Below are 23991 nucleotides of genomic sequence, written 5' to 3' on the forward strand. Positions count from 1 at the left end.
CACGAAATGAGTTATAGTATCAGTAACTATTATTGAGTATCATAATACTACAACCTTGTGGAGATGTCAAGCAAAAAATGCATTTGGGCAACACGCCGTAACGATTTGACCCAATCTATCGCAGCGATGAAGAGTTGTGATGAAAGGGTTGACGCCAGGCAAGCTAGAAATAAGTGCGATTTTAAAATAAAAACTGCAGGTAGTCTTGATTGGCCCTCTGCTGACTGAAGTCTACCTAAAATTTTCACGAATACTGCCTGCATATGGTAAAATATTTTCAAATGTCATTCGTAGAAAATTTCCACAAAATACTGATACCTTCTTGCTTTACCTGTGAAATCATCGATTTCCGATAATGCATCAAGAAACAGATACAGTTAGAGCATCTCGTGACGGGCACGAGTATCACGAGGCTTGGACGGCGCGTAAGGCTCTCCAACTTTTGTGGGCTGATAGCAAACTCGTTGGGATTGCTGTCGAAGGGCTCTCTCCAACCGATCAGGCGCGTGCATCGGCAAAAACGGTTCAGATTGCTGATATCACCCTTTATTTCGGGGGGCATCCGGCTTTCAAGCAAGCCGACCGGCTTACTATTGCCCAATTCAAATATTCAATAGCTAACGAAGATGAGTATTTCCGCGCAAGCCGGGCGAAAGAGACAATTGAAAAATTCGGTAACGCGTACCGTGATCTTAAGACAAGATATGGCGCTGAAGCAGTGCAGAAGAAACTGGATTTTCAACTCATTACCAATCAGCCGATCTATGAGCCGCTGCTTCAGGCCGTTGAGGCTATTGCGAAGGGATTGCCGCGAACTGGAGAGGTCGAAAAACAAGCGAGACAATTTGAGAAGGCTTCCGGGCTTCAAGGAAAGCCACTGGTCTCATTTGCCGCAAAGTGCAATTTCATCGGCCGCTCCAAAAATCTTGCTGCGACCAAATATGAGCTGGCATGCCTGCTTGTGGATTGGTCTGCCACCAAAGACGCACTTGCGAGAGCTCGACTTGCCGGTTTGAAGGAGTTGGTCAGGAATAAAGCAGGGCATGCAGGTTCGGGTCGTAACGTCATAAGGCGTACTGATATACTCGCCGCGCTGGAGGTCAGTGATCCTGATGATCTTTTGCCGTGCAAGCCTGCACTTACAGATGTCGGTCCGGTCGTTGAGCGCCACCAACTCTCTGATGCCGTTTCACAGATCGAATCCTTACAGAAGCCCCTTCTTATCCACTCTGCCGGCGGCGTTGGCAAGACCGTCTTCATGGAGAGTTTAGCTGGTAAGATACAAGAGAACTATGAAGTAGTTTTCTTTGACTGCTTTGGAGGTGGAGCTTACCGGGCTCTTGAGGACGCCCGGCATTTGCCACGAAACGGGCTTATGCATATCGCTAACACGCTCGCTTTTCGCAGCTTGTGTGACCCAATACTTCCGCATAGTTCCGACCCGCAAACATTGCTGAAGACATTCAGGCGGCGCCTCACCCAATGCGTTGAGACGATTTCGAGGATGAACCCCGGACGGAGCCTAGCGCTCTTCATCGATGCCATTGATAACGCCGATATAGCTGCGAAGCAGCGCGGCGATGACTCGTTTCCTGTCGAGCTGATACAGAGTTTGGATACTGAACCCATTCCAGGTGTTAAATTGATAGTCTCCTGTAGAACAGAACGCAAACCCGATACCTACGCCGAATATGACGAGCTTGAATTGCAGCCATTCAACATAAATGAAACCTCGACGTTCTTACGCGCCAGAATGAATAACGTCTCCCAAGGAGAGATAAGTATTGCCCAAGCACGTTCTGGCGGCAATCCGCGCGTGCTGGACTATCTTCTCATGAGCGGTCGTGGTCTTCTTGATGAGTCGGAGGTCAACAAGAAATTTGAACTGAACGACCTGATCGAAAAAAGGATTAAAGATGCGCTCACTACTGCGAGAGTGCGCGGCTATAAAAAGAACCATATTGATGCCTTCCTCGCTGGCCTTGCCGTTCTGCCGCCCCCTGTACCCCTTAACGAATATGCTGGAATACATAAAATCGAACTGAGTGCGATTGAAAGCTTTGCCTCCGATTTATTTCCATTGCTTGAACGCACCAATCAGGGATTGATGTTTCGAGACGAACCTACGGAAACGCTCATTCAGAAACGTTATGCGTCCTCTAATGAGCTTTTGCGTCATCTCGCTGAAAACCTTCTCGTCCGTCAGGATGTATCCGTCTACGCGGCTCGAGCTCTTCCGGGGCTTCTGCATCAACTTGACGATGGCGAGCGGCTTTTTAAACTGGCTTTCGATGACCGAATCCCTGCAACAATCACGAGCACAGTAGGCAAGAGAAACATACGCTTCGCGAGGCTCAAGGCGGCAACACTGCACGCCGCCATGAAAAAAGACTACGATCGGTTGGTAAAACTGCTAATGGAGTTGTCCACGATTGCTGTCGTGGATCAGCGCGGCGCCGCTTACATCCTCGATCATCCTGAGCTTGTTATAGCCCTAAAGGATATTGATGCGACTCGCCGCCTCTTTGAGACACGAAGTGCTTGGCAAGGCACTCGCCATGCCAGGCTCACGATCGCCAATACGCTTTCGGGTGATCTTGAAGAAGCGCGGCGGCATGCTCGTACAACGGACGAATGGCTCGCACACTGGAGAAACACGGATCGAAAAGATGGGATAGACGAACCCGGCCCCGAACTCCCTGATATTGCAGCGATACCGTTCTTCCTCATTTCAAAAGGCGGCGCACAGGATGCAGTGTGGTTCTTAGAAGGATGGAAAGACTGGTATGCGTTCGAAGTTTGCGAGTATATCTTCAACTACTGTTATCTTGCACAAGCAATAGGTTCACAGTCGCCAGACCTATTGTCGGAATTTGTTGACGCACTGACGCAAGTCGGACCCCTCGCAGCAGCCTTGTCTTTTGCGAAGAATTTAGCACCCAGGCGTAGGAAGCTTATCATCAAACTGGCAGATGTCTGCCGCAAGGCGACCGAGCTTGACGGATCAGATTACTATCGACGCGAGAGAACATACGTGCTACAGGACGGGCTCCTTAAGGCCGCCGCCGATGCATTGATGCTAGGCCTTAATGATGAAGCTCTCTCGATATCGCTCCGCGCAACTCACCAACGCCCCGGCATTTGGTCCTTCCGGGAAAGGTTCCATAACCATCGCGAAGTCTTCCCATTTATTTTCCGTGCGGCCCTTGTAGCCGCCGCGGAGAATTCATCCCTTCATGAGAAAGACGTTCTACCCAAGGAATTGGTGCCAATCTGTGCCCGCATCCGCAGGATTGACACAGGTAAGGCATTCCACGACAAATTCAAAGCGAGGTTAGCGAGGTGGCCTCGGAAACAGATCAAAGAGGACGATGAGAAAATGCACCCGCATGCCCTGAGCGATGAAGGGCATAGGGAAGCCGAGAATTTTATCAATAGTTGTCTAGAGCCGCTTCTTTCATTGGCTAAAGCTCTTTCATCTACCCTCGCTGCACCCGAAAATGTAGTTGACAAGGTCTTCGTAGAACTGATCGAAACTTGGGACCAAACAAGCAAGAAGCGCGATTCTTATCTCACGGACAAAATCGATCATTTTTTTCACAAGCTCGGTCTCGATGTGGTGGTTTTCGCGCTTTGGGTTCGTACCGAGCTTAAAGCGGCATCGGTCAAATCCTTCCTTACAGCGGTTCACAGTCGTTACATAGACCCGGAGGATCTCATTCGGCTTGTTTCAATCCTCGCAGAGAGAGAGCCGCTGCAAACATTAGCTGGCGAACAAGCTCAACACGCGCGGAAGCTTATTCAAGCCGCGGATGATGTGAGCTATCGGGCATCTCTATATTCGCGTCTCGCTCGTGCCTTGTTACCAGCCAGTATCCATGAGGCATCTAATTATTTTCGCGAGGGGCTTGAGCAGATGGATGCGATCGGTTCCGGAGACGATCAATTCACAAACGAGCTTCTCTTATTCGCATCCTCACTCAAGGGAGATGAACTCAGCGAGCGCGATTTCCACACCTTGAGCAATATTTCTGAACTTAATATGGGCGAGCAACCGGAGAAGTTCTTCTGGGGTGCCTTTGGGCGGGGCCTTTCCAAAACCGCTGGAGTCAGAGGCTTGGCAAAATTGAGCCGGTGGGATGATCGTTCGAAGATATCCCTTAGCTATACCCTTCTTCCATATCTCACAGCGCTCTTGGAACAAGGCAAGATCGAGCCCAAGGACGCGCTTGCTCTGAACCGCCTTGCCAGACCTGTCGGGCATTATCACGATCCTATGGAGGACTTTACCAAGGCGATCCACGATAGGGCAGGCCCAGACAGTGAGACTATCACTGCGCTCATTCAACAATTCGAAGATGACAATCCTGGTTTGTGGATGGGAAACACCATCGATCGGCTTGTGGCGCTTGCCGGAAACGTTCTCGGTTTTTCATCCAAGACGGCCCGTCATCTTCGCGCTGCCCGTAAACTCCATGAAGAAGTACGAAATAAGCGGAATGAGCGGAATTACAATTGGGATGTGCCGAACGCCCATGTGCGAAAGCGAACAGAGAGAGGGAGTCGTGAGGACCGTGAAGCTTTGAAATGTATTGCCAAGTCCACCGACCCAACAGATCAGTCTTCTCTCAATCAGGCGATTACCACCCTCGATGGGCCACAACATACATACGAGCTAAAAGACAACTTTTTTGCAGTGCTTCGAGCCAAAGTCCCTTTTGGCGCGCGTGCGAAATATATCGAGAATATCTGCGAATTGGAGCATTTGCTTTTCGACCGGAAGATTGAGGAATTGAAGGGTTGCAAGCAGGCGTGGACACCATCATCCGCTTCGCTCAATCCGGTCTATGAGGGCGCGGGTATTCGCCTGATTCAGCTCCATGCCGATGAAATGATTGCCTATGGCATGCTCTCCGGTTCCAGGGTTAGGGAAATTTCTGATCTCACAGGCATTGCTGATTTCGACCTTGTTCTCGAGCTGATCAAGGTCTTTGGGCAGTTAGAAAACACCATTGCTGGGGCGGTATGGCTCACACTGGCTTCATTCATTTGCCGGAGAGCAAAGGCCGGCATGGGCGAAGATGCTCTTACAAGGCTACTGCGTAGTCCCGCTGCCGAGCTTGCCGATAATGTTGCCGATGGAAAATGGAAGGATGGACTTTATCCGAGGAATGACATCACAGCGGTTGCGGCCGGGCTTTTGTGGCGCGTGCTTGGTTCTCCCTACGCAGTAGCTAGATGGCGTGCCGCACATAGCATCCGCTGCTTAGCCGCATTTGGGCGATGGCAGATAATCGATCACTTGGTTGGTAATATTGAGTCTCAAGAGGCCGGACCTTTCCAAGCGCCCGAACTCACCTTTTACTATTTGCACGCGCGTCTTTGGCTTCTTATTGCTCTCGCGCGGATGGCGCGCGATTATCCCGAAGCAATAGCCCGCTATAAAGACATCCTTTTTTCAATTGCTACGGAGCAAGAAAACCCGCATGCCCTTATGCGCCATTTCGCTGCGCAGGCATTGCTCACATGTGTGGATGCGGGAAGACTCCAATTGCAGGCAAATATGGAAAAACTCCTTCGAAACGTTAATCTATCACCGCACCCACGCCTGAAAAAAAAGATTAGAACGCATGATTTTTACTCGGGACGTCCAAAAACTGCCCCCAGTCCGGAATTCAAATTCGACCTTGACTATGACTTTCATAAACATGATGTAGACAACTTGAGCCATGTCTTTGGCCAGCCGTGCTGGAAAGTCGTCGACATGATATCTGCAATTGTACATGAGCTTGATCCTAATGTTACCAGCATGTATGAGTCAGGCGGAAGAGAATCGTACAATCACAGATTCCGGGGGATAACTACTCGATATCATGGATACGGTCAGCAACTGGGTTGGCACGCGCTTTTCTTTGCCGCCGGTAAGCTTCTTGCGACCGCTCCGGTGACAGACGATTGGTGGTGTAAGGACGATCCCTGGGGTGAATGGCTCGGGCGCTATCTTTTAACTCGCCAGGACGGGTTATGGCTTTCCGATGGCACCGAGAGGGTTCCACTTGACACAATTGAACCCCTGCTTGAAAAGAAGAAGGGGCTTGTAGTCACCAGTGACCGCGACACACTTTTGCGACTTGCTGGAGTAACCACGCGCATTGGCAAAGAGCTTGTTGTTGGGGGAAGATGGTTCTCAGCCGATGGTATCAAAGTCGGAATTTCATCTGCGTTGGTTGCTCCTGATAAAGCTGTGCGGGCTGTAAGAAAGCTCATTCGTGAGGAGCCAATGCTTGTATGGATTCCTGCGTTTCATGGGGCCGAAGATGACCTCGATAATTCACCAAGCGAAGAAAAAAAGGAATATACACCTTGGATAGTGTGTCCGTACGGTGAGGCACGACTTGACGAGCACGATCCCTACGGAGTGCCTTGCGCCAATTTCAGACCGCGCTTGGCACGGGCTCTTTCCGATTTATGTTCGATCACCAGCACTGATCCATTTGGCAGGGTATGGCGGGACAAGCGAGGAAGGTCGATTTTGCGCGCACAGGCTTGGGGTCGAGAGAATAGAGATTCTGGTGAAGACGTATATCCCGGCCATCGCCTGCTTTGTAGCTCATCCGTGCTCAAGAAGATACTCAACAAATATGATAAAAACCTGCTCTTGCTCATAAAGCTTGAGCGCTATGAGAAAAAATATCAGGAACTTAGCAAGTGGACTCATACCATCGCTGTTGTTCGAATCACCAAGGCACTCAAACTTCAGTATTTCAAGGGCCGCATCAATCACCTTCACAAGTCTGAGTTCTGAGCGTGGACAATTCCGTGCCGGTTTGGTAAATCAAGAGTGTCTCTGTTTCCACTTAGGGGAAGAAATGCTGTCAAGTCTATACATTCTACAAAGCGGTTTTTTGGCAATTGAATAACTGCGGTTCTCTTCCGGAACCTGCACTTCTTTTTCCCACTCCAAAAAATCAACCTTCCGTTATCGAATCTTCACTCACGTTTACCATCCTCAAGGTGTGACCTCGAAGGAAGGGGTTGAAAATGGGGTCCATCTTTATTCTTTACTGTTCTACTCAGAGTGAAGAAGTTGCCTAGATGACTGAAGCGCTTTTCCCAAAATCCATGCTTCCTCCCTCCCAGCCCCCTACTGCAGGAGACGGATGCAATCAAACGTTTAGCATCTCTTCTTCCTCCCTCTTCTCCGTTTCCTCCTGTTCAGGACTTATTCGCTTTAAGACAGTCGGAAAGAAAAACAATTCTTGGCAGCTCTCTTGATCGGTGTGAATCTGGGTGCATCTGTGGTTGATGAGAGGTTTCAAGTTCCAAGTTCCAGGTTCCAAGTCTGAAGGTTGAAGAAGGAATTCTCCGTTTCCTCGGTTTGCTCCTGTGAAGCTCCTTTCTAATCCGAGAAAATCAGCGGAATCTGCGGATAGGTAAGGCAGTCCTTAGACCGGAGTCTGAGCAAAGGCGGAATGATTTCTTTCCTTTCTCCGTGTCCCTCCGTGGTGATATCAGTTTCAGGTTTCAAGTTCCAAGTTGGAAGAGATAAAGGCAGGTAACAGTCTACAGTCCGCAGTCCAGCCCGCGAGACGCCCTGCTGAAGCAGGGTTAAGAAACTGTATTTCGCTTACGCTCGACTACTGTTTTCGGGCACGGCAATGCCGTGCCCCTACAATCCGTGAAAATCCGGTTAATCCGTGAAAATCCGTGGATTGCTTCATCTTCCGTTCTTCCTGACATTTCCGTTCACAACTTTGTCGTTGTTCAGGAGTCCGGCGCGTGGTTGAATAGCCTCAAAAGCGACTGACAAACGGTAAAGGGGAGGCTGACATGAAGCTGCTTGACCACATCGCGAAAATGCTTGGATACGAAAAGGCGCGCCACGTGCGCGAGATACTGGTTGACGAGTTCGAGGAGCGGCTGGGCAAGGACCGGCCGGAAAATTATGAAGACTATGCGATTGCCTACGGGCAGGTCGTTTGGGTGTATGCCTGCGTGAGCACGATCGCGACGGCCATCGCGGGCGTCCCCCTGCGCGCCTACCGCAAGAAGGCTGATGCTATCGAGGAAGTTTCCGACAGCCGGCTTGCCCGCCTGCTCTCCGACGTCAACCCGCACATGTCGTCTTACGACCTGTGGGAGGCGACGGCCTCATTCCTCGAGCTCTCCGGCAACTGCTACTGGGAGATCGAGAAAGACGAGAAGGGAGTGCCCTCCGCCATCTATCCGATGCGGCCCGACCGCGTCAAGATCGTGCCTGACCGCTCGAACTTCGTTATGGGCTACATCTATGAGATCAACGGCCGCAGCGTCTCGCTCGAGGCTGACGAGGTCGTCCATTTCAGGTACTTCAACCCCGCCAACGAATACTACGGCCTCGGCCCGATCTCGGCCATCCGCAACTCGATCATCGTCGATCAGTATTCGGTCGCCTACAACAAGGCCTTCTTCAAGAACGGCGCGCATCCGGGGGGAGTCCTCGAAACCAGTTCGTCGTTGAGCGATGAGACGTTCAATCGCCTGAGAAAACAGTGGGAGGAGGGTCATAAGGGGTCCGCGCACGCGCATCGCATCGCCGTCCTGGAGGAGGGGCTCTCGTACAAGCCGATCGGCCTCAGCCCGCGCGATATGGAGTTCCTCAACCAGCGCAAGTTCTGCCGCGAGGAGATCTGCGCCACGTTCAAGGTGCCGCCCGCGCTCGTCGGCGTCTATGAGTACGCCAACTACGCGAACGCCGAGCACCAGAACAAGGCGTTCTGGCAGAAGACGATCATCCCGAAACTGCGCAAGCTCGAGCTCAAGCTGGATAACTCGCTGCTGCCGAAGTTCGCTTCCGAGACGGATGGGGCCGACTTCGTCAGGTTCGATACATCCGCCGTCGATGCGCTCAAGGAGAACGAGAACGTCAAATCGCAGGTGCAGGAGCGGCTCGTGCGCGCCGGCATCATGACCATCAACGAGGTCCGCCGCCGCGAAAACCTGCCGCCCGTTACGTGGGGCGATAGCTTCGGAACATGAGACAGAATGGTCAGGCGGAAAAAGATTCCGCGCGAGGATGCGTCCCGGGTTCGTCTGGCGGATTTGATAAACAAGACGACGCCGGCGCGTCTTCTTTTTCCATTCTTGACAACGCTTTCCGCAAAATCTATACTTGAGGCCATCCCCAAATAGGTGGGTGAAGTAGCGAATTTTTGAAGATGTCCCAAACGCAAAAAAAAAACGAGCAAGCTGGATTCGGCGACGACAAATATCACGGTTTTCTATTTCCTGTGGCTCTTTACATTCATCATCATCTGCACATTGGCTGCAGGAAAAGAAACCATTTTGAGCAATAATGTCGAAACCAGTCCATATCCCGTTCTTTTCGGCAGGCGTTCATTCGCAAGGTCATCAAATAGTCGAGCCCGGAGAATGATAGCCCTGGGCGACAGCAACTCCTTCTATCCGTTCGATTGGTCATCTTACAGCGGGGATAAATCCAGGCATTTGCCGAACTTGATCATTGAAGAACTCAAGGAGCATGAGGGCGATTTCGATGACTTGCAGTTGCTCGACTGGTCGTTTGCCGGCGCGGATATGTTCGACTTTTATTGCATGTTGCATAAGGCGCTGGAGCTGCAACCCGATCTTATCTTGATCCCCATCAACTTGCGAACGTTTTCTCCAAAATGGATCGGCTCTCAAAGCCTCCTCTGGTTCAATCCGGAACTATCCGCCTTTACCCCTCTGTTCAGTCAGTTGCCTGCGACCTGCAGGGACCCGGTTGCGGCCAGAGGCATAACAAAAAAGAAACTGCTTGAATACAAAGCGTCCGTCCTTTTTCTGAAGCCGGTTACCATTTACACTTCGGGAATCAAGACGTGGATTTCGAAAAGCTCCCGCCGTTTTACGATGCCGTTTTCCGAGGGACGCCCAAAGGAAGGGGACGAAAAAGTATCTCGGTCAGGTGATGATTTTAAGTACGATCCGTCCGAGCTGGCGGGCCTTTTCGTTTTCCCCGAGACAGAAACCAATCCCACTTTCAAGGATTTCCGCTCACTCGTGGAGCTGGCGTCGGGTCGCGAGATTGACATTCTTTTCTATATCTGGCCGGTGGACCACGAGTTCCTCAGCAGCGTGAATAACTTCGATCAAGAGTCGCTCAGAGCGTCAACCGACCTTTTCCTAACTGTTTTGACCCAAGAGCAGTTTCATCTTCTGGACTGCTCAATGCTGCTCGAACATGACAAGTTTTATGACATCTACGGCCATTGCGGGGAAGAGGGAAAAAGCAAAGTCGCCGAGGCGATCGCGGATGCGGCGGCGGAAATTCTGGGAAGTAGGGGAATAACCGGTGCGCCGGAAACAGTGGTTGTGAACTAAAACCGCCTTTTCGCCAAGAAAGGGCGGTTACGGATGGCCTTGGGGCTTGACGCGAGCGCCTCGCAGGGACGTGTAACATAATTGGGTTTGAGAATAGGGGCAACAGAAAACCCGCATGCGCCTCCTTTCCATTCATTTCTTTGCTCTTGTGGCCGCTGGACTCCTCCTGTTCCACGGCTATAATTCCCGCAATTGGCGGCGCGCCGTCTTACTCATCCTAAACGTGGCCTTCATCGCCAGCTTTGCCGGCGATTTTCTTGACCTGCTTCCCTTGATTGAATTCCTGTCGCTCGGGTATTTCTGTATCTGTTTTATTCATGCGCGGCCATCGAAATTGAATTTCTTTGCCGCCATTTTTTTGCTGATAGCGACCTTCATCTATCTGAAGCAGTATTCGCTGGTCCATTTTCTCACGTCGGCGGTAAGCCCCGGCGTCACCATCGGATTGTCCTTCATCTTTTTCCGCGTGCTCCAGGTGTTGGTGGACACATATCAGAGGGCGCTCGTGGAACGCATCTCCCCGTGGCAGATGCTCAATTACTGCTGTAATTTCCTCACTTTCGTTTCCGGCCCGATTCAACGTTTCCAGGATTACCGGAAGCAGGAGGAGAGCCTTGGCGCCGTTGCCATCTCATCGGAAACCGCCTATCTCGCATTCTCGCGCATCACCAACGGCGTCATCAAGCTTGCGATCATATCCGCCGGTTTCCAGCTTGCGTTCCAGTGGGCGAGGTATGTGGCGTCGCCGAATTATCTATGGGCGACCTACGGCGCCGCGTGCCTGAGCTACCTGCTGCAGCTTTACTTCAATTTCGCCGGCTATATGGATATCGTCATCGGCGTCGGTCTCCTGTTCGGGTTCGAACTGCCGGAAAATTTTGATGCGCCGCTGGGCGCCGGAAACTTTCTCGATTTCTGGAGGCGCTGGCACATCACGCTTTCCGAATGGTTCAAACTGTACCTGTTCAACCCGATAATGAAATCGCTGGCGCATCGCTCGAGGCGGATGTCGCTGATCCCCTACTTCGGCGTCTTCGCATATTTCATCACGTTCTTCCTCATGGGCGTATGGCACGGGACCACGTTCGTATTCGTGATCTACGGCCTGTTCCTGGGGCTCGGAATGAGCGTCAATAAACTGTATGAGATCGAAATGCGCAAGCGGCTGGGCAAGGACCGCTTCAAGAAGCTTCGCGGCGCCACGCTCTACGGATATTTCACTCATGCCCTCACAATGACCTATTTCGCGGTCTCGCTGACTGCACTCTGGACGGAATGGGACGGGTTCACAAAGATTCTCTCTCAGCTCGGCGTCCTCGGGATTTTTAAGAGCGCGGCATTCTGTATCGCGCTTGTCATCGTGTCCCGACTGCTGATCGACAGCGCGCGCATCGCATCAATCCCGATCCGGAAACAGATTGAACGAGTGAATCAGGCATTCCTCTTCCAGCAGGCGCACCTTGCCGCCCGCGCTATCGTTCTGCTGCTTTTCCTCGTCTCCTCACAAACGAAGATACCCGACCTGATCTACGGAGGCTTCTGATGAAATCGATCCTCCGGCAAGCGGGCCTGCTCGTGGTGTTCGCGGCGCTCTGGTACCTGATCCTTTATGCCGGCTATTATATCTATGAGGAATGGACGAGGCCCCCCGTTGACACGATTTGTTTCGTCGAGGCGTATCGCACCCTCTCGTTGGACGCATGCAGGCTGCAGCGGAATGAGAGACCGAAGCTGATTGTTCTCGGCTCCTCGAACGCCTTATTCGGCTTTCGTCCCGATGAGTTGCAGCCTCTTTTTCCGCAATATGAAGCGGCAAACCTTTCGCTGCCCGGCTCAAACATGACCGACACGCGCCAGGTAATCGAACTGCTTGAACAGCTTCTGCCGGCGCACGTGAAAGACAAATCGCTGTTCGTCATTGGCATCTTTTACGGGTCCGTCTATGGAAATGGGCATAACGTGAACGAAGCGTTGGTGGAGTCGAGGCTCTACCGGTGGAATGGCGACGGAATCCGGCCGATCGTGCCTGCTCAAAGAGTCGATCTCCTCGTGCGGGTGCTCCGGCCTGTGCTGGTGCTGAATCGGCCGTTAAAAAATTCCCTCTCCTTTTTCCACTCGCTCTCGTCTAACCGACCCGCCGCCGCGGAAGCCGCACCTCCCGCCGTTATCCGTCAGCCGTCCGGGGAGAAGATCGTTCAAATAGACAGGAACCAATGGAAGCAGCGCACGGATAACACCGATTCCCGATGCAGATTCGAGAACGAAGAACGCGGATTTGAAGAGTTGGTCAGGGTCTGCGACTTGATTCAATCGTGCGGCGGAAAGCTTCTCCTCGTGGACCTCCCGCTGCCCGAGTGGCATCAGAACGTCTCGGAATACCACGAGAAATATCAGGCGCAAAAGCAACAACACCTCGCGGAGGCGCTCAGGTATCCCTCTGTTTACTACGTGAATCTTCTGGAAAATGAAAAGCTGTGCGATGAGCGGAACTATCTGGACGCCACGCATCCGGGACCTGTCGCGGCGACCTTGTGGAGCAAGACTCTCAGACAAAGATGGGAGGATTTCAGTGTCGCCGCATCCGGCGACCCGCACGACTCAGGAGCTGTACAGAAATCAGGACTCTTTTGAGTCTTCTCTTCGGGCGAGGCGCATCCCTGCGTCCGAGCCTATCCTGCCGTCAGCTTCTTCAGCGTCTCCACCAGCCTGCGCGAATCGAGCGGCCTCGGGAAATAATCATGGTTGCCTTCAGCCGAATTCTGGATGTCGCTGGTGAACACGATCGGCGTCCGCGAAAGGAGCGGGTCGGCCTGCATCCGGGCGGCGAGCTCGAACCCCGAGCGGCCGGGCATGACTACCTCGAGCACCACCGCGCCGGGGCGCTCGCGCCGCATCAGCCCCATCGCCTTCAGCGGCTGATCACAGACGGAAGCCTGAAACCCGTTCTGCTTAAGAAGCGCCCCCACCTTGCCGGCGCGGGTGCCATCCGTATCAACGATCATCACCTTTATCTGTCTCGCAATTGACAAACCGAATTTTTCTCCTTCCGAATCATCGGCCCTCAGAGCGGTATCTTTATCTCCGCGATCCGGTAAAACTTCACGTCGCTTCCTTCTTTGATCACGATGCCTTTGTACTTCGAATTGAGCGGCTCGAGCACGATCTGGTTACCGCGTTTCATGAACCGCTTGATGGTGACTCCCTGCTCCGATTTGGCCAGCACGATGTCGCCCGGGTCGCACTGCAGGTTCGGCGACACCAGGAGATAATCCCCCTCCTGGATTCTTCCGCCGACCATGCTATCGCCTTCAGCAATTACATAAAAGGCGTTCGGGTCCTGCGAGTCGGTAAGCTTGTAATCCGCGCCGAAACCCGGCGGAAACTCCAGATCGCCGGCATCCATCCACTCGCCGCAGGACACCCGATTGATCACCGGTATATACCGGTACCTGGTGGGAACGACCGGCGAGACCGGGCCTATGATGATCTCTGAAAGCGATACATTCAAAGCCTTGGCTATCCTCTCTAGAACCTCGAGCGATGGATTCTTTTTCCCGCTCTCTATCTCGATGACGTACGATTGAGAGATGCCGGCCTTCTGCGCGAGCTCCGAACTGGTCATTTTCGGGACCCGCGACTTCCGCAAAAACCTTATTTTTTCGCCAATTCTCATGGCAATAACTCCCTGCGCCATATTTTACACGCGAACGCCCGATTTGTCAATTGTCCCTGATATTTTTCTTTTTTCTTCTACTTCCCTCTTGACAAATATATCGCTATATGCTATTATTATAGCTATAAGCGATATAACGGAGTGCGGGTAATGGACGAGCACCAGCAAAACCTCACGACGCTCAAGCGCCAGCTCCGAGCGTGGGAACGCCACATCGGGGCGCTCGACATCGGCGACAGGAAAGAGTTCTCAAGCTGGCTCGCGCAGGCGCTCGACGCCGGCGAATTCGCCCTGCTCGTGGACGCCGAGATCGACAGGCGATCGCTGTGGGAGATATATCTCAATGAGCGGTTCGGCGTCTGGAGCGCTTGAACATCGTGCGGTCACGGTGCTACCTCTGGAGGAAAGGAAGATGCCGGCATACTTCAATGCAGAGAAACTGCTCTCGCCCGAGTTGCTGAGCGCGGTCCTGCAATGCATTCCCGAGCACGGCAGGAGCGGCGCAGTCCTCTATTTCGGCGAGGACTATTATGCGAAGCGCAACGGGCAGGTCATCGCGCTGTTTCGGATTTATCAGGACGACCCTCATTTTGGGAGCGTCTCGGAGATCCATGAGGCTCTCTCGGAGCAGTTCGGGCTTACCTGCCGGCAGATCTGCAGGATTCTCCAAGGCAATCGCGAGGCGGGCGCCAAACGCAAATTGATGCGGCGGCGGCCGGCCATCCTGCGCGTCAACAAGCCGGCGACGCCGAAGGAGCTTTCCTCGACGTGATGCAGTCCCTTCCCGTAGCGATCCTGACGACCGGCGGCAGCTTCTTTCTCGACTTTCTCCACCTTCCCTACAGAAAAAGAATGGGCCGCGGAGGAATTTTTCCCCGCGGCCCATCCACTTTTCTTTCTCTATCAGCGGATAAGGTCGATCGATACCGACGGCTTGCGCGGCAGGTTTGCGAGTTCGTCGAATTTGATTTCCTGGCTCGGAATCAGCGGCGGACTCTCGACGATATGCACGGTCAGGAACACGAGCAACTCGGTGTCCCTATCCGAGGAGCCGACGTTTCTGAAGGCGTATTTCACTCCCGGCAGGTCTCCCAGGAAGGGCACCTTGCTCACGCTGAGAAGCTTGCGGTTTTCCCTCAGGCCGCCGAGAACCACCGTCTGGTGATCTCGCACGATCAATGTGGTTTCGGCCCGTCTGGTGTCGACAATCGGCACCCCGGTAATCGTCGTGCCGGCAATCGAGTTCTGTTCGGGCTCGACCCTCAGGATTACGTATCCGTCGTGGGTTATCTGGGGGAGGACCTCCAGTTTTGTTCCGATCTCCTTGAAGGTGATATTCGAGAGCTGACCTCCCGAACTGGTCTGGGTTACGTCGTTGTAAGGGAATTCCTCGATGATCTCGATGCTCGCGGACTCGTTGTTCAGCGTCAGCACCTTCGGGTTGGCGAGAATGCGCGAGTCCGAATTCTCCACGAGCGCCTGGATCATTACGCTCAGATTGATGTCGTCTATCAATGTTCCGACGCTGATATCCAAGCCGCCGAACGGCTTTGGCAGCAGCACGCCGGCGATGTCATTTCCATCGAAGCCCGGGCTGTTGTCATTGGTGTTGGTGAGATACCAGGTGATGCCGAGGTCGGCCTCGTCGGAAAGCACGGAATCGAGAATCAGCACCTCGATCAGCACCTGTTGCACGCGCCGGTCGATCTGGGGAATCAGTTCTCGAAGGCGATCGAGATTGGACGGAACATCGGTGATCAGCAGCATGTTTGTTCGTTCGTCAACCTCGATTTTGCCGTTCGGCGACAGCAAAGTCTGAAATGTAGTTTTCGCTTGTTTAGCCTCCGCATAGCTCAGCGTGTACGTTTCGGTCCGCGTTTCGACCTGCGTTCCGAGCTGCGACAGCGGAACCACCCTGACGATGTTGTCGGTTTTTATATACCCGTAGCCGTTCACATTAAGGACCGCATTCAGCGCCACGTCAAACGGGACATCGACAAGCCGTACCGTGACATTGCCGCGCACGTCTTTCCCGGCGAGAATATTCAAGTTCCCTTTCCTGGCGAGAATATCCAGGACGGCACTGAGGTCGGCATCCCGGAAATTCAGGGTGACCAGATTATTCATCTTCACCGCTTCAGGCTCCTTGGCGACGGCCGGAGCTGTCTCAGTCTCGGCGACCAGCTTTGCCTCTAGGACGGGCTGCTCGATCTTTTCGACTGGAACCTCGACTATCTGGTCTTTCGGTTCAACGCTTACCTCCGCAGTCGCAGGCTCTTCGACCTCCTGGACGGCGGGTTCATTCTCGGTCACAACTTCCGCGGTCGCGGTTTCTGTCTCGACAGCATCCGGAGCGGCCGCGACTTCTTCGACGGCCTCTTCTTCTATCATCTCATCGAGAGGAGCTTCTTCGGCTGCGGTTGCGGCAAGGATTTCTCCTATCTCGTCGACTTCCTGAACCTCGGGGGCAGCCTCATTCACCGGTTCCGCCATCTCGAGCGAGGGGGCGGAATCCTCCACAGGCGCCTCGACCGGCGCCGGCTCAGTCGGTTCTACCTGCGCAAGCATGAGATCGACTTTGGGGGAATCGGCGTTCACTTTGACGGCCGGCACCGCGACTATCTGAGCGGGCGCCTCCTCTTTCGGGAAATAGGCTTTTACGTTTTCTTCGCGTTTTTCGGGATCGTCAAGAGGAGTGCTGATGATGATATTATTGCCGTCACTCGTGATCGCGGGCGTTTTATCTTCGTCAAGATCAAGGACGATCCGGGAGATGAGGGTCGGACTCACCCGATACTGACTGTTGCGCACCTCTTTTATCGGATCATCTTGCTTGAACGAATATGCCGGCGACGGCGACAGGTTTATGGTATCCCGAAGATCCACGACCAGGCGCCTGTTTTCCTTATACAGGTACGAGTCGTAGGCGGGCAAGCCGCTGAGCTGGAGAATGACCGAAACGCTTTCCGCTCCCGGCACAATATCTACTGAGTACAGAGTGTGTGCTTTCTGTGCAGCCTGAACGACCGTCGGATCTGCTCCATCCAGCCCAAGCAGTTCCAGCAATTGAACCTTTCTCTGTTCAAGGCTGCCGCCCGCCGTCAGCGGCGGCGAGAGGAAGCCGACAAGAACAAACGCTGCGACTGCAATCAGAAGGACCCGGGACATCTTTCTACTCACGAGGCTGCCCATTTTTCATTTACTCCTCTCTCAGAACCAAAACGTACTTGTTTCCCCGTTTCGTAAATTTCACGGAATTCGAATGTATCTCGGTTATAAGCGCTCCATCGTCAAGGCGCTCGCCGATACCCACGACCTGATCGTTAATAAGGGCAAGCGGCGCGTCCTCATTCCAGATGATCCCCTTGACGTGATATCCCGCCGAGGAGAGCTTTGCCGCTTCCTCCGCGGCCTTATTCGTGGCGCATGTCTCGGCCACCAGCGGCGACATCGGGTTCCTGAACCCCGGCTTCCGGTAGGCCAGATCGCGCTCGGCAACCTTCTCCAACAGGGACTCATACGGGCTCAGTTGCGGTTCCGCCGGCTGTCCCTGCGGGCCCCTCATTTGAGCGGCGGCTGCAGGCTGAAGCGGCGCCGGTGTCGGGGCCGCAATAGCGGTTTTGGTTGCATGTTTGACGGGAGATGCAGTTCCCAGAATCTGGTACGCAACCACCCCGACCGCCGCGGCCACGAGCACGACGGCGAGGATTGTTTTCTTCATATCGCCTTTCATGACTGCGTCACCCCGCTTTCGCTGGTTTTCTCTTTATTGACGAACATATACGTGCTGACGACGAAATTCGCTTCACTCGCGCCTTTCTGCTGCGGTCCGATATCGAGATCTTCGATCTTGATGAACCGGTTGCCGAATTCAAGGCTCCGGAGGAATTCGCCGATGACCGGGTACGTCCCCTCTATTTTCACCTTGAAAGGAATCCGCACGTACAGGTCCTTCTCGTCTATCGGCTCTGCATTGATCAATTGATATTTCACTCCGCTCAGCTCAGCGATCTGCTGAAACTGATTCAGAAGCCTCGGGATCTCTTTATCCGTAGGAAGCTTCTCTTCGAAGCGCACGATCTTCTCCCGCACCTGGTCGATCTCGGCGAGCAGCCCGTCTTTTCTCGCAGCCACCGCCCGAGCCTCAGTGACTTCCTGCTGCTTTGCGGTTATCTGAACGTGCAACTGTTCGATCTGTTCTCCCACGAAGCTCTTCACCACAAAGTACAGGAGCGTGATCAGAACGAGCAGGAACAGAGAGGATCCGATGATGATCCAATCAAGCTTGGTAACTGTCCTGTCCTTGAAGAAGTTCATAATCTTCCACCTTTCATATCGAAATTTCGCAATCCATGACGAACTTCATGACGGTGCTGCCCCTGAATTCCTGTCGTTCGATGGATTTCAATTCGGGAGAAACAAACCTGACGGAAAATTCATCGTCCAGCTTGATATTGTTGATAAGTTTTCCCACCAGCTCCAGCCCCTTTTCCCGGTGCGGCGACAGCGCATATCCACTGAGGCGAATAGCCGGAAACGATTGCACAACCGTTTTCTGTATCGTTGGCGGCTGGCCCGGATTGCGGTTCGGGTTGGGAACTTCAACGGTCACCGGGCGGCGGCGCGTGCTCATATTCACCCGCTCCAGCCAGAGTCCGTCCGGCACCAGGCCGGCGAGCACATACAGTTCGTGCGACCAGACCGTGCGGCCCGTTGTGATCTGAACGACCGCTTGCTCTTTCTGCGACAGGAGCTCTTTGTCTTTTTCAAGCTGTTTCACCTGCGCCACGGCTTCCTGAAGGCTGTCCAATTCCTCTTCGATGAGCACAAGGCGTTTTTGATCCTGATCGAGTTGCGAATACGACGCCGCCAGGCTGCTGCCGAACCACAGCAGAAGCACGCCGGCAAGCACGGCCACGGCGAAGTGAGGCAACAAGTTCCTCTTTTTGGGTACCAGTTCTCTGGGTATGAGATTGATCTTGATCATTATTCCGCAAACCCCCTGGCCGCTAAACCGACCGCCACATTAAACTGAGCCCGATTCTCTATCAAATCCTTGATGCCTGGAGCACCTTCCTCAACTATCAGCGACTGCACCGGGTCCACGATCTCAACCGGCACGCCGGTCGCATCCGCCAGCGACTGGTCCAGTCCGGGGAACATCGCCGTTCCACCGCTCAGCACCAGCCTGCCCACATTCTTCTCATACAACTGTTTCTCGTAATAATCGATCGAGCGCCGGATCTCACCGATCAGGCGGTTCAGCGCCGGCCGCGTCGCGTTCACGATCCGGCTGCCATCGTCCATTTTCACGCTCTTCATCGGCTCGGTCGGCTCATCCGTCGCTTCCCCGCCCGCACCGACGTCAAGTGAAAGATCGTCCGACTCGACCGTCTCGACGTCGTCGAATCCTGCACTTTCGCCGTTGGCCTTCCCAAAGTTTTTCCGCGCATAATCGGTCTTCAGTCGCTCCGCCTCATCGTACGTAACTTTCAGCATTTTCTGGATTGCGGACGTCAGGTCTCTTCCGCCGCGAGAGATGTCGCGCGTGAAATTCGACACCCCGTCGCGACAGAAATGAATATTGGTGGAGGACGCCCCGATGTTGATCAGCGCCACCGTCTCGTCCGGCTGGAATCCGCTGTTCGCCTCGAAAGCGTCGGCAATGGCCAGCGTCGTGATCCCGAGTATGCTTGTCGCCAGCCCCACGCTGCGCAGCAGGTCGAGCGTCTTGTTGATCATCTCGTTTTTCGCCGCGACCAGCAGGATCTTCATGATGGTTTCGTTGCGCTCGGTTATCTCTTCCAGCACGACCGAATCGGTCGATACTTCGGTCAAATCATAGGGGAGATTCTGATCGGCCTCGAGTTCGATGGAATTCTTCAGCTCTTCCGGCGGCATCTTGGGAAAACGCAGGTAACGGATAAAGGTATCCTGGCCCGGCAAGGCCGTGATAATCGTGGCTTTCTTGACGTGAAACACCGTGGCAACTGTCCGCAGAGCGCGTACGAGTTCCTCGCTCCGCCTATCCTCGTTGGTCCCATCCGTATGCAGCCTCACCAGCGCCGCTCGCTCCACCTTCAATCCGTTGCCGAAGTTGGAAACCTGCACGGCTTTCACTGAGTGAGTGCCAAGATCGATTCCTATTGTCGTTTTTGGTTTGGCCATTTATTGTCTCCCCTTTTCACAACCGGCGCATTTTGCGGCTTATCGCCTTTTTACAGACGAGTTGCATTCGAGCAAGAAGGGTGCCAAGATCTTGATATACCCATAAGCTGCGTCCAATCAATGACTTATATTCTTCGGAAAGAACGGTAACAATTTTTGTCGAATTACAAAGTTGTACATCTGCGGTCGCAGGAACTAGGAAAAAATGACATCGCTTAACAGGCTCTCTCTTCCTGTCAATGGCGCATCCCGTTGAACGCTGCTTGTGCAAGGGGTGAACCACCCACGGAAACGCAGTTGGTTCGCAACCGTAGCAATAGGAATGGAATACACGATGGACAGCGCCGGTTTTCGCGCGTTTTCCGCTTTCTTTATGAGCGGTGGGCCGCGGCAAAGGCAATGGCTTTTTTTGTTGCTGTTCCGATAATTGTCATTGTCGTCGTACAAATTTCCGCACCGGCGTTTGACCGGATTCGCCTGAAACACGCGCAAAACGAACTGCGGACCGAATTAACCGATTGAACGCGCGCCCGGCCGGCGATTCAAAAGCTTGACGAGCACGAAAAAAGGGTGGTAATATAATGTTCTGTTAATCTTGTCTTTTGGCTGGTGGTACTTGAAACTGCTGGATCGAGTCGGGCACGAGCGGCTTTTGTTTGGCCACAGGGGAGTCCCCCGGGAGGCTCCGGAGAACACGATCGCCGGATTTCGGCGGGCACTCGAGTTGGGGCTGGACGGAGTCGAACTCGATGTTTGCTCGTGCAACTCGGCTGAATTGGTTATCTTTCACGACGAAGACGTATCCCGCCTGACGGACGGCACGGGCCGCGTGCAAGAACTTACGTTTACCGAATTGCGACGTCTGGATGCAGGAATCAAATTTGGACGACAATTTCAAGGAGAACGAATCCCCATTCTCGATGAGGTGCTCGAGCTTCTTGGCGGAAAGATGCTGGTTAACATCGAATTGAAGACCAAATCGATTCGCGATGACGGGCTCGAAGGAAAAGTCGTCGCCCTCATCCAAAAGATGAAGCTCCAATCTTCGATTATCTTGTCTTCGTTCAATCCAACGTCTCTTCGGCGGGTAAAACGACACGATCCTTCTCTTGTGACCGCTCTGCTCTTTTCGGACGACCAGCCCATTCACCTGCGGCAGGCATGGGCTGCCCGCATCCTGACGCTCGAGGGAATCCATCCGCGCTTCCCGCTGGTTACGCGAAAAATGGTGCAGAAGGCTCGGTCAAAAAAATGGTTTCTCGGCACCTGGACGGTTGATTCGGCGGCCGAGGCCGCGCGCCTTTATGATGCGGGTATTGATATCATTATTAGCAACCGGCCTGCTCAGCTTCGGGAGAAGCTCAGCCGAAATCGGGAGGTTCAACGGTTTTGAATTCTCGTTCCACAGTCAGTATCGTACGGGTGAAAAACAGCGTCCAGGATTCCGTCACGGAGGCGATGGAACTCGCCCGCTGGCGCGAATTCATTCCGCAAGGAGTCGATGTCGCTCTGAAGGTGAACCTGGGCTGGGACCTGTTCCTGCCGGGCGCCGTAACCGGGCCGTGGGTGCTCGAGGGCGTCATCCAAACGATCCGCGACCATGTGGGAAAGATATTCGTGGTCGAATCCGATCAGGTGGTCGTCGATGTCGAAAAAGCGCTGAGGCAAACGCGCATCGATAAGGTGTGCGAGCGCTACGGCGTTCAGTGGGTTAACATGACCGGCATGGAGATGCGCACGGTTCACCTGCCCGACGGCCTCGCTCTGAAGGAGATCCGGGTTCCTGAAATCCTCCTGAGAACGCATCTGATCACCATCCCCACGATCAAGACGCACAATAAAACCACGATAACCGGCGCAATCAAGAACCAATGGGGATGCCTCCCCAAGCTCCGGCACAACTATCATCTCGTTTTGAACGATGCGCTTGCCGACATCAACAATGCCGCCCGACCTCGATTTGCCGTGATGGATGCGACTGTCGGCCTCGAAGGAAACAGCCCGAAGTCGGGCCGCCCGCGCGTGGTCGACCGCGTGCTCGCATCCGGCGATTTTGTTGCGCTGGATGCCGTCGTGGCGAAAATACTTGGATTCGATCCTCACGTGATCCAGCACATTCAAAACTGTCACCGGCTCAACTTCGGTATTGGACAACTTGAGCGAATAGACGTGGTGGGCGATGATAATCTGAGCCTGAACCTGCAGTTCGAGCCGGCAAAACATAATCTGGTGTCGTGGCTCGAACTGGCGCTTCGCAAATCCTTCATGAAGTGGCTGTTCTTCGACACGCCCGTTTTTCCCATCTGCTGTTGGGGCGCGCGCATGTGGTACTATGGCTGGTATTATCTCATCAAAGGAAAGCGGCTTCGCGACCAGATCGTCAAAGGAACCCCGTACGGCAAGCAATGGCAGGAATGAAAAGCGGCGGCCAAACCAGGACAGCGGTTGTGGGCGGCGGTATCGCCGGCCTCAGCGCCGCATACTATCTCCTGAAACAGGGGCATCAGGTCAGCCTCTATGAGCGCGACAAGACGCTCGGAGGCCTCGCGGGCTCTTTCGATTTTGGCGGCGGCTTGATCGAGAAGTACTACCACTTCATCTGCATGGGCGACGACGACCTGATCGACCTGTGCGAAGAGGTCGGGCTCGGCCGCAAGATTTTCTGGCGGCCGACCAGGATGAGTTTTTTCTATGATGGCAAACTATATCCCTTCGGGACGCCGCTCGACCTGCTCTTCTTCAGGCCGGTGAGCATTCCCGGGCGGCTCCGGTTCGGCTTCAATATTATCTATTCGCGCTCGCTGAAGTATTGGCAGGCGCTCGAGAACGAGCCCGCGCACCAGTGGCTTTCCCGTCACATTGGAAGGCAGGCGTACGACGTCATCTGGAAACCGCTGCTCAAGATCAAATTCGGCGAATGCGCCGAAGAGGTCTCGGCATCCTGGATGTGGCACCGCATCCACCGCGTCGCGAAGTCGCGAAAGAAATTGCTTCAGCGGGAGATGCTCGGTTACCTGACCGGCGGAACGCAAACGCTGGTCGACACGCTCGCACAAAAGATCCGGCAGATGGGCGGGACGATCCATACATCGACTGCGGTCACAAGCCTTCATCTTGATAAGGGCGGAGTGTCGGGGGTGCAGGCGGACGGGCGGATCGTGCCGTACGATCGAGTCGTCTCCACGCTGGCCCTCCCGCTGGTCTCAAGGCTGCTGCCCGAGAGCTGCGCCGACTACCGCAACCAGCTTGCGCGCATCAAATATATCGGCGTCGTCTGCGTCATCCTCAAGCTTTCGCGCCCGATCACCGACAGCTTCTGGGTCAATATCAACGATACCCGCATCTCATTCAACGGCATCATCGAATATACCAATCTGAACCCGAGGCCCGACTTCAACGGCAACAAGATCGCATATATCCCCTATTACCTTATGACCAGCAATCCTCGCTACTCGTTCGACAAGGAGGATATCCTCAAGGAATATGCGGCCGCCCTGCGGGTGATATCGAAGGATTTCCTGCCGACCGAGATCGAGGACTACCGCGTCTTCCGCGACCCCTTTGCGCAGGCGGTTTGCACGACCAATTTCTCGCAGATCATTCCGCAGCAGAAAGCGCCGATCAAGGGGCTCTACATCCTTGATTCAACGCAGCTTTATCCTTCCGACAGAACCATCAGCGGCATGATCGGGCTGGCGAAAAAGCTTTCCGGCGCCATGCGGGAGGAATAACATGCCTGGCTTGAAAAACGCCCCGCTCAGCACGATCTCCGATATCTACCGCAACCG

General features: G+C 53.8%; 18 protein-coding genes. 11 read left to right on the top strand and 7 right to left on the bottom strand.

Going from position 1 to position 23991, the window contains the following annotated elements; translation table 11 throughout:
- Nucleotides 1-355: 355 nt before the first annotated feature.
- The 5 genes from C4520_15230 (at nt 356) to C4520_15250 (ending at nt 12993) form a co-directional block, all read left to right on the top strand.
- Nucleotides 356-6805 (top strand): transcriptional regulator, encoded by a 6450-nt coding sequence (locus tag C4520_15230; GenBank protein RJP17957.1) that lies wholly within the window; start codon nt 356-358, stop codon nt 6803-6805.
- A 1025-nt stretch (nt 6806-7830) separates the two neighbouring features.
- Nucleotides 7831-9018: a phage portal protein gene (locus C4520_15235; protein RJP17958.1), complete on the top strand. Its 1188-nt coding sequence runs from the start codon at nt 7831-7833 to the stop codon at nt 9016-9018.
- 393 nt (nt 9019-9411) lie between these two features.
- Nucleotides 9412-10362 carry a hypothetical protein gene (locus tag C4520_15240; protein ID RJP17959.1) on the top strand — a complete coding sequence of 317 codons (951 nt, stop codon included), beginning with the start codon at nt 9412-9414 and terminating at the stop codon, nt 10360-10362.
- A 115-nt stretch (nt 10363-10477) separates the two neighbouring features.
- Entirely contained in the window at nt 10478-11905 is a 1428-nt protein-coding gene (locus C4520_15245) for an MBOAT family protein (protein ID RJP17960.1), read from the top strand.
- Nucleotides 11905-12993, top strand: a complete 1089-nt coding sequence (locus tag C4520_15250) for a hypothetical protein (protein ID RJP17961.1) — start codon at nt 11905-11907, stop codon at nt 12991-12993. The genes C4520_15245 and C4520_15250 overlap by 1 nt, the downstream gene beginning before the upstream one ends.
- 38 nt (nt 12994-13031) lie before the next feature.
- On the opposite strand, the gene C4520_15255 is transcribed toward C4520_15250, so the two are convergent.
- Both C4520_15255 and C4520_15260 read right to left on the bottom strand, forming a co-directional pair.
- A complete protein-coding gene (locus C4520_15255; GenBank protein ID RJP17962.1) occupies nt 13032-13391 on the bottom strand; it encodes a response regulator in 360 nt (119 codons plus the stop codon).
- Nucleotides 13392-13423: 32 nt separating this feature from the next.
- On the bottom strand, nt 13424-14056 hold the full coding sequence (locus tag C4520_15260) for a helix-turn-helix domain-containing protein (protein ID RJP17963.1): 633 nt from the start codon (nt 14054-14056) through the stop codon (nt 13424-13426).
- A 129-nt stretch (nt 14057-14185) separates the two neighbouring features.
- Here C4520_15260 and C4520_15265 point away from each other — a divergent pair, with 129 nt between their 5' ends.
- Both C4520_15265 and C4520_15270 read left to right on the top strand, forming a co-directional pair.
- Entirely contained in the window at nt 14186-14407 is a 222-nt protein-coding gene (locus C4520_15265) for a hypothetical protein (GenBank protein RJP17964.1), read from the top strand.
- A 40-nt stretch (nt 14408-14447) separates the two neighbouring features.
- Nucleotides 14448-14807, top strand: a complete 360-nt coding sequence (locus tag C4520_15270; protein RJP17965.1) for a hypothetical protein — start codon at nt 14448-14450, stop codon at nt 14805-14807.
- Nucleotides 14808-14938: 131 nt separating this feature from the next.
- Here the strand turns inward: C4520_15270 and C4520_15275 are convergent, their stop codons facing one another.
- The 5 genes from C4520_15275 to pilM are packed head-to-tail and all read right to left on the bottom strand — an operon-like array spanning nt 14939 to nt 20203.
- Nucleotides 14939-17227: an AMIN domain-containing protein gene (locus tag C4520_15275; protein ID RJP17966.1), complete on the bottom strand. Its 2289-nt coding sequence runs from the start codon at nt 17225-17227 to the stop codon at nt 14939-14941.
- Between the two features lie 7 nt (nt 17228-17234).
- Complete coding sequence (locus C4520_15280; protein RJP17967.1) at nt 17235-17768, bottom strand: hypothetical protein; 534 nt, start codon at nt 17766-17768, stop codon at nt 17235-17237.
- Nucleotides 17765-18352: a hypothetical protein gene (locus C4520_15285; protein ID RJP17968.1), complete on the bottom strand. Its 588-nt coding sequence runs from the start codon at nt 18350-18352 to the stop codon at nt 17765-17767. The genes C4520_15280 and C4520_15285 overlap by 4 nt, the downstream gene beginning before the upstream one ends.
- 13 nt (nt 18353-18365) lie before the next feature.
- Complete coding sequence (locus C4520_15290) at nt 18366-19022, bottom strand: hypothetical protein (protein RJP17969.1); 657 nt, start codon at nt 19020-19022, stop codon at nt 18366-18368.
- Complete coding sequence (gene pilM / locus C4520_15295) at nt 19022-20203, bottom strand: type IV pilus assembly protein PilM (GenBank protein RJP17970.1); 1182 nt, start codon at nt 20201-20203, stop codon at nt 19022-19024. Before pilM ends, C4520_15290 begins: the two co-directional genes overlap by 1 nt.
- A gap of 297 nt (nt 20204-20500) precedes the next feature.
- Between pilM and C4520_15300 the strand changes: the two genes are divergently transcribed.
- The 4 genes from C4520_15300 to C4520_15315 all read left to right on the top strand — a co-directional run bounded on the left by C4520_15300 (nt 20501) and on the right by C4520_15315 (nt 23934).
- Complete coding sequence (locus C4520_15300) at nt 20501-20725, top strand: hypothetical protein (protein RJP17971.1); 225 nt, start codon at nt 20501-20503, stop codon at nt 20723-20725.
- A 64-nt stretch (nt 20726-20789) separates the two neighbouring features.
- The gene (locus C4520_15305; GenBank protein RJP17972.1) at nt 20790-21596 is read left to right on the top strand and encodes a glycerophosphodiester phosphodiesterase; all 807 of its coding nucleotides are present in this window, start codon (nt 20790-20792) and stop codon (nt 21594-21596) included.
- A 65-nt stretch (nt 21597-21661) separates the two neighbouring features.
- Nucleotides 21662-22621 (top strand): DUF362 domain-containing protein, encoded by a 960-nt coding sequence (locus C4520_15310; protein ID RJP17973.1) that lies wholly within the window; start codon nt 21662-21664, stop codon nt 22619-22621.
- Nucleotides 22609-23934: an FAD-dependent oxidoreductase gene (locus C4520_15315; GenBank protein ID RJP17974.1), complete on the top strand. Its 1326-nt coding sequence runs from the start codon at nt 22609-22611 to the stop codon at nt 23932-23934. Before C4520_15310 ends, C4520_15315 begins: the two co-directional genes overlap by 13 nt.
- Nucleotides 23935-23991: the final 57 nt, after the last annotated feature.

Source organism: Candidatus Abyssobacteria bacterium SURF_5 (genome assembly GCA_003598085.1).
Classification (GTDB): Bacteria; Abyssobacteria; SURF-5; order SURF-5; family SURF-5; genus SURF-5.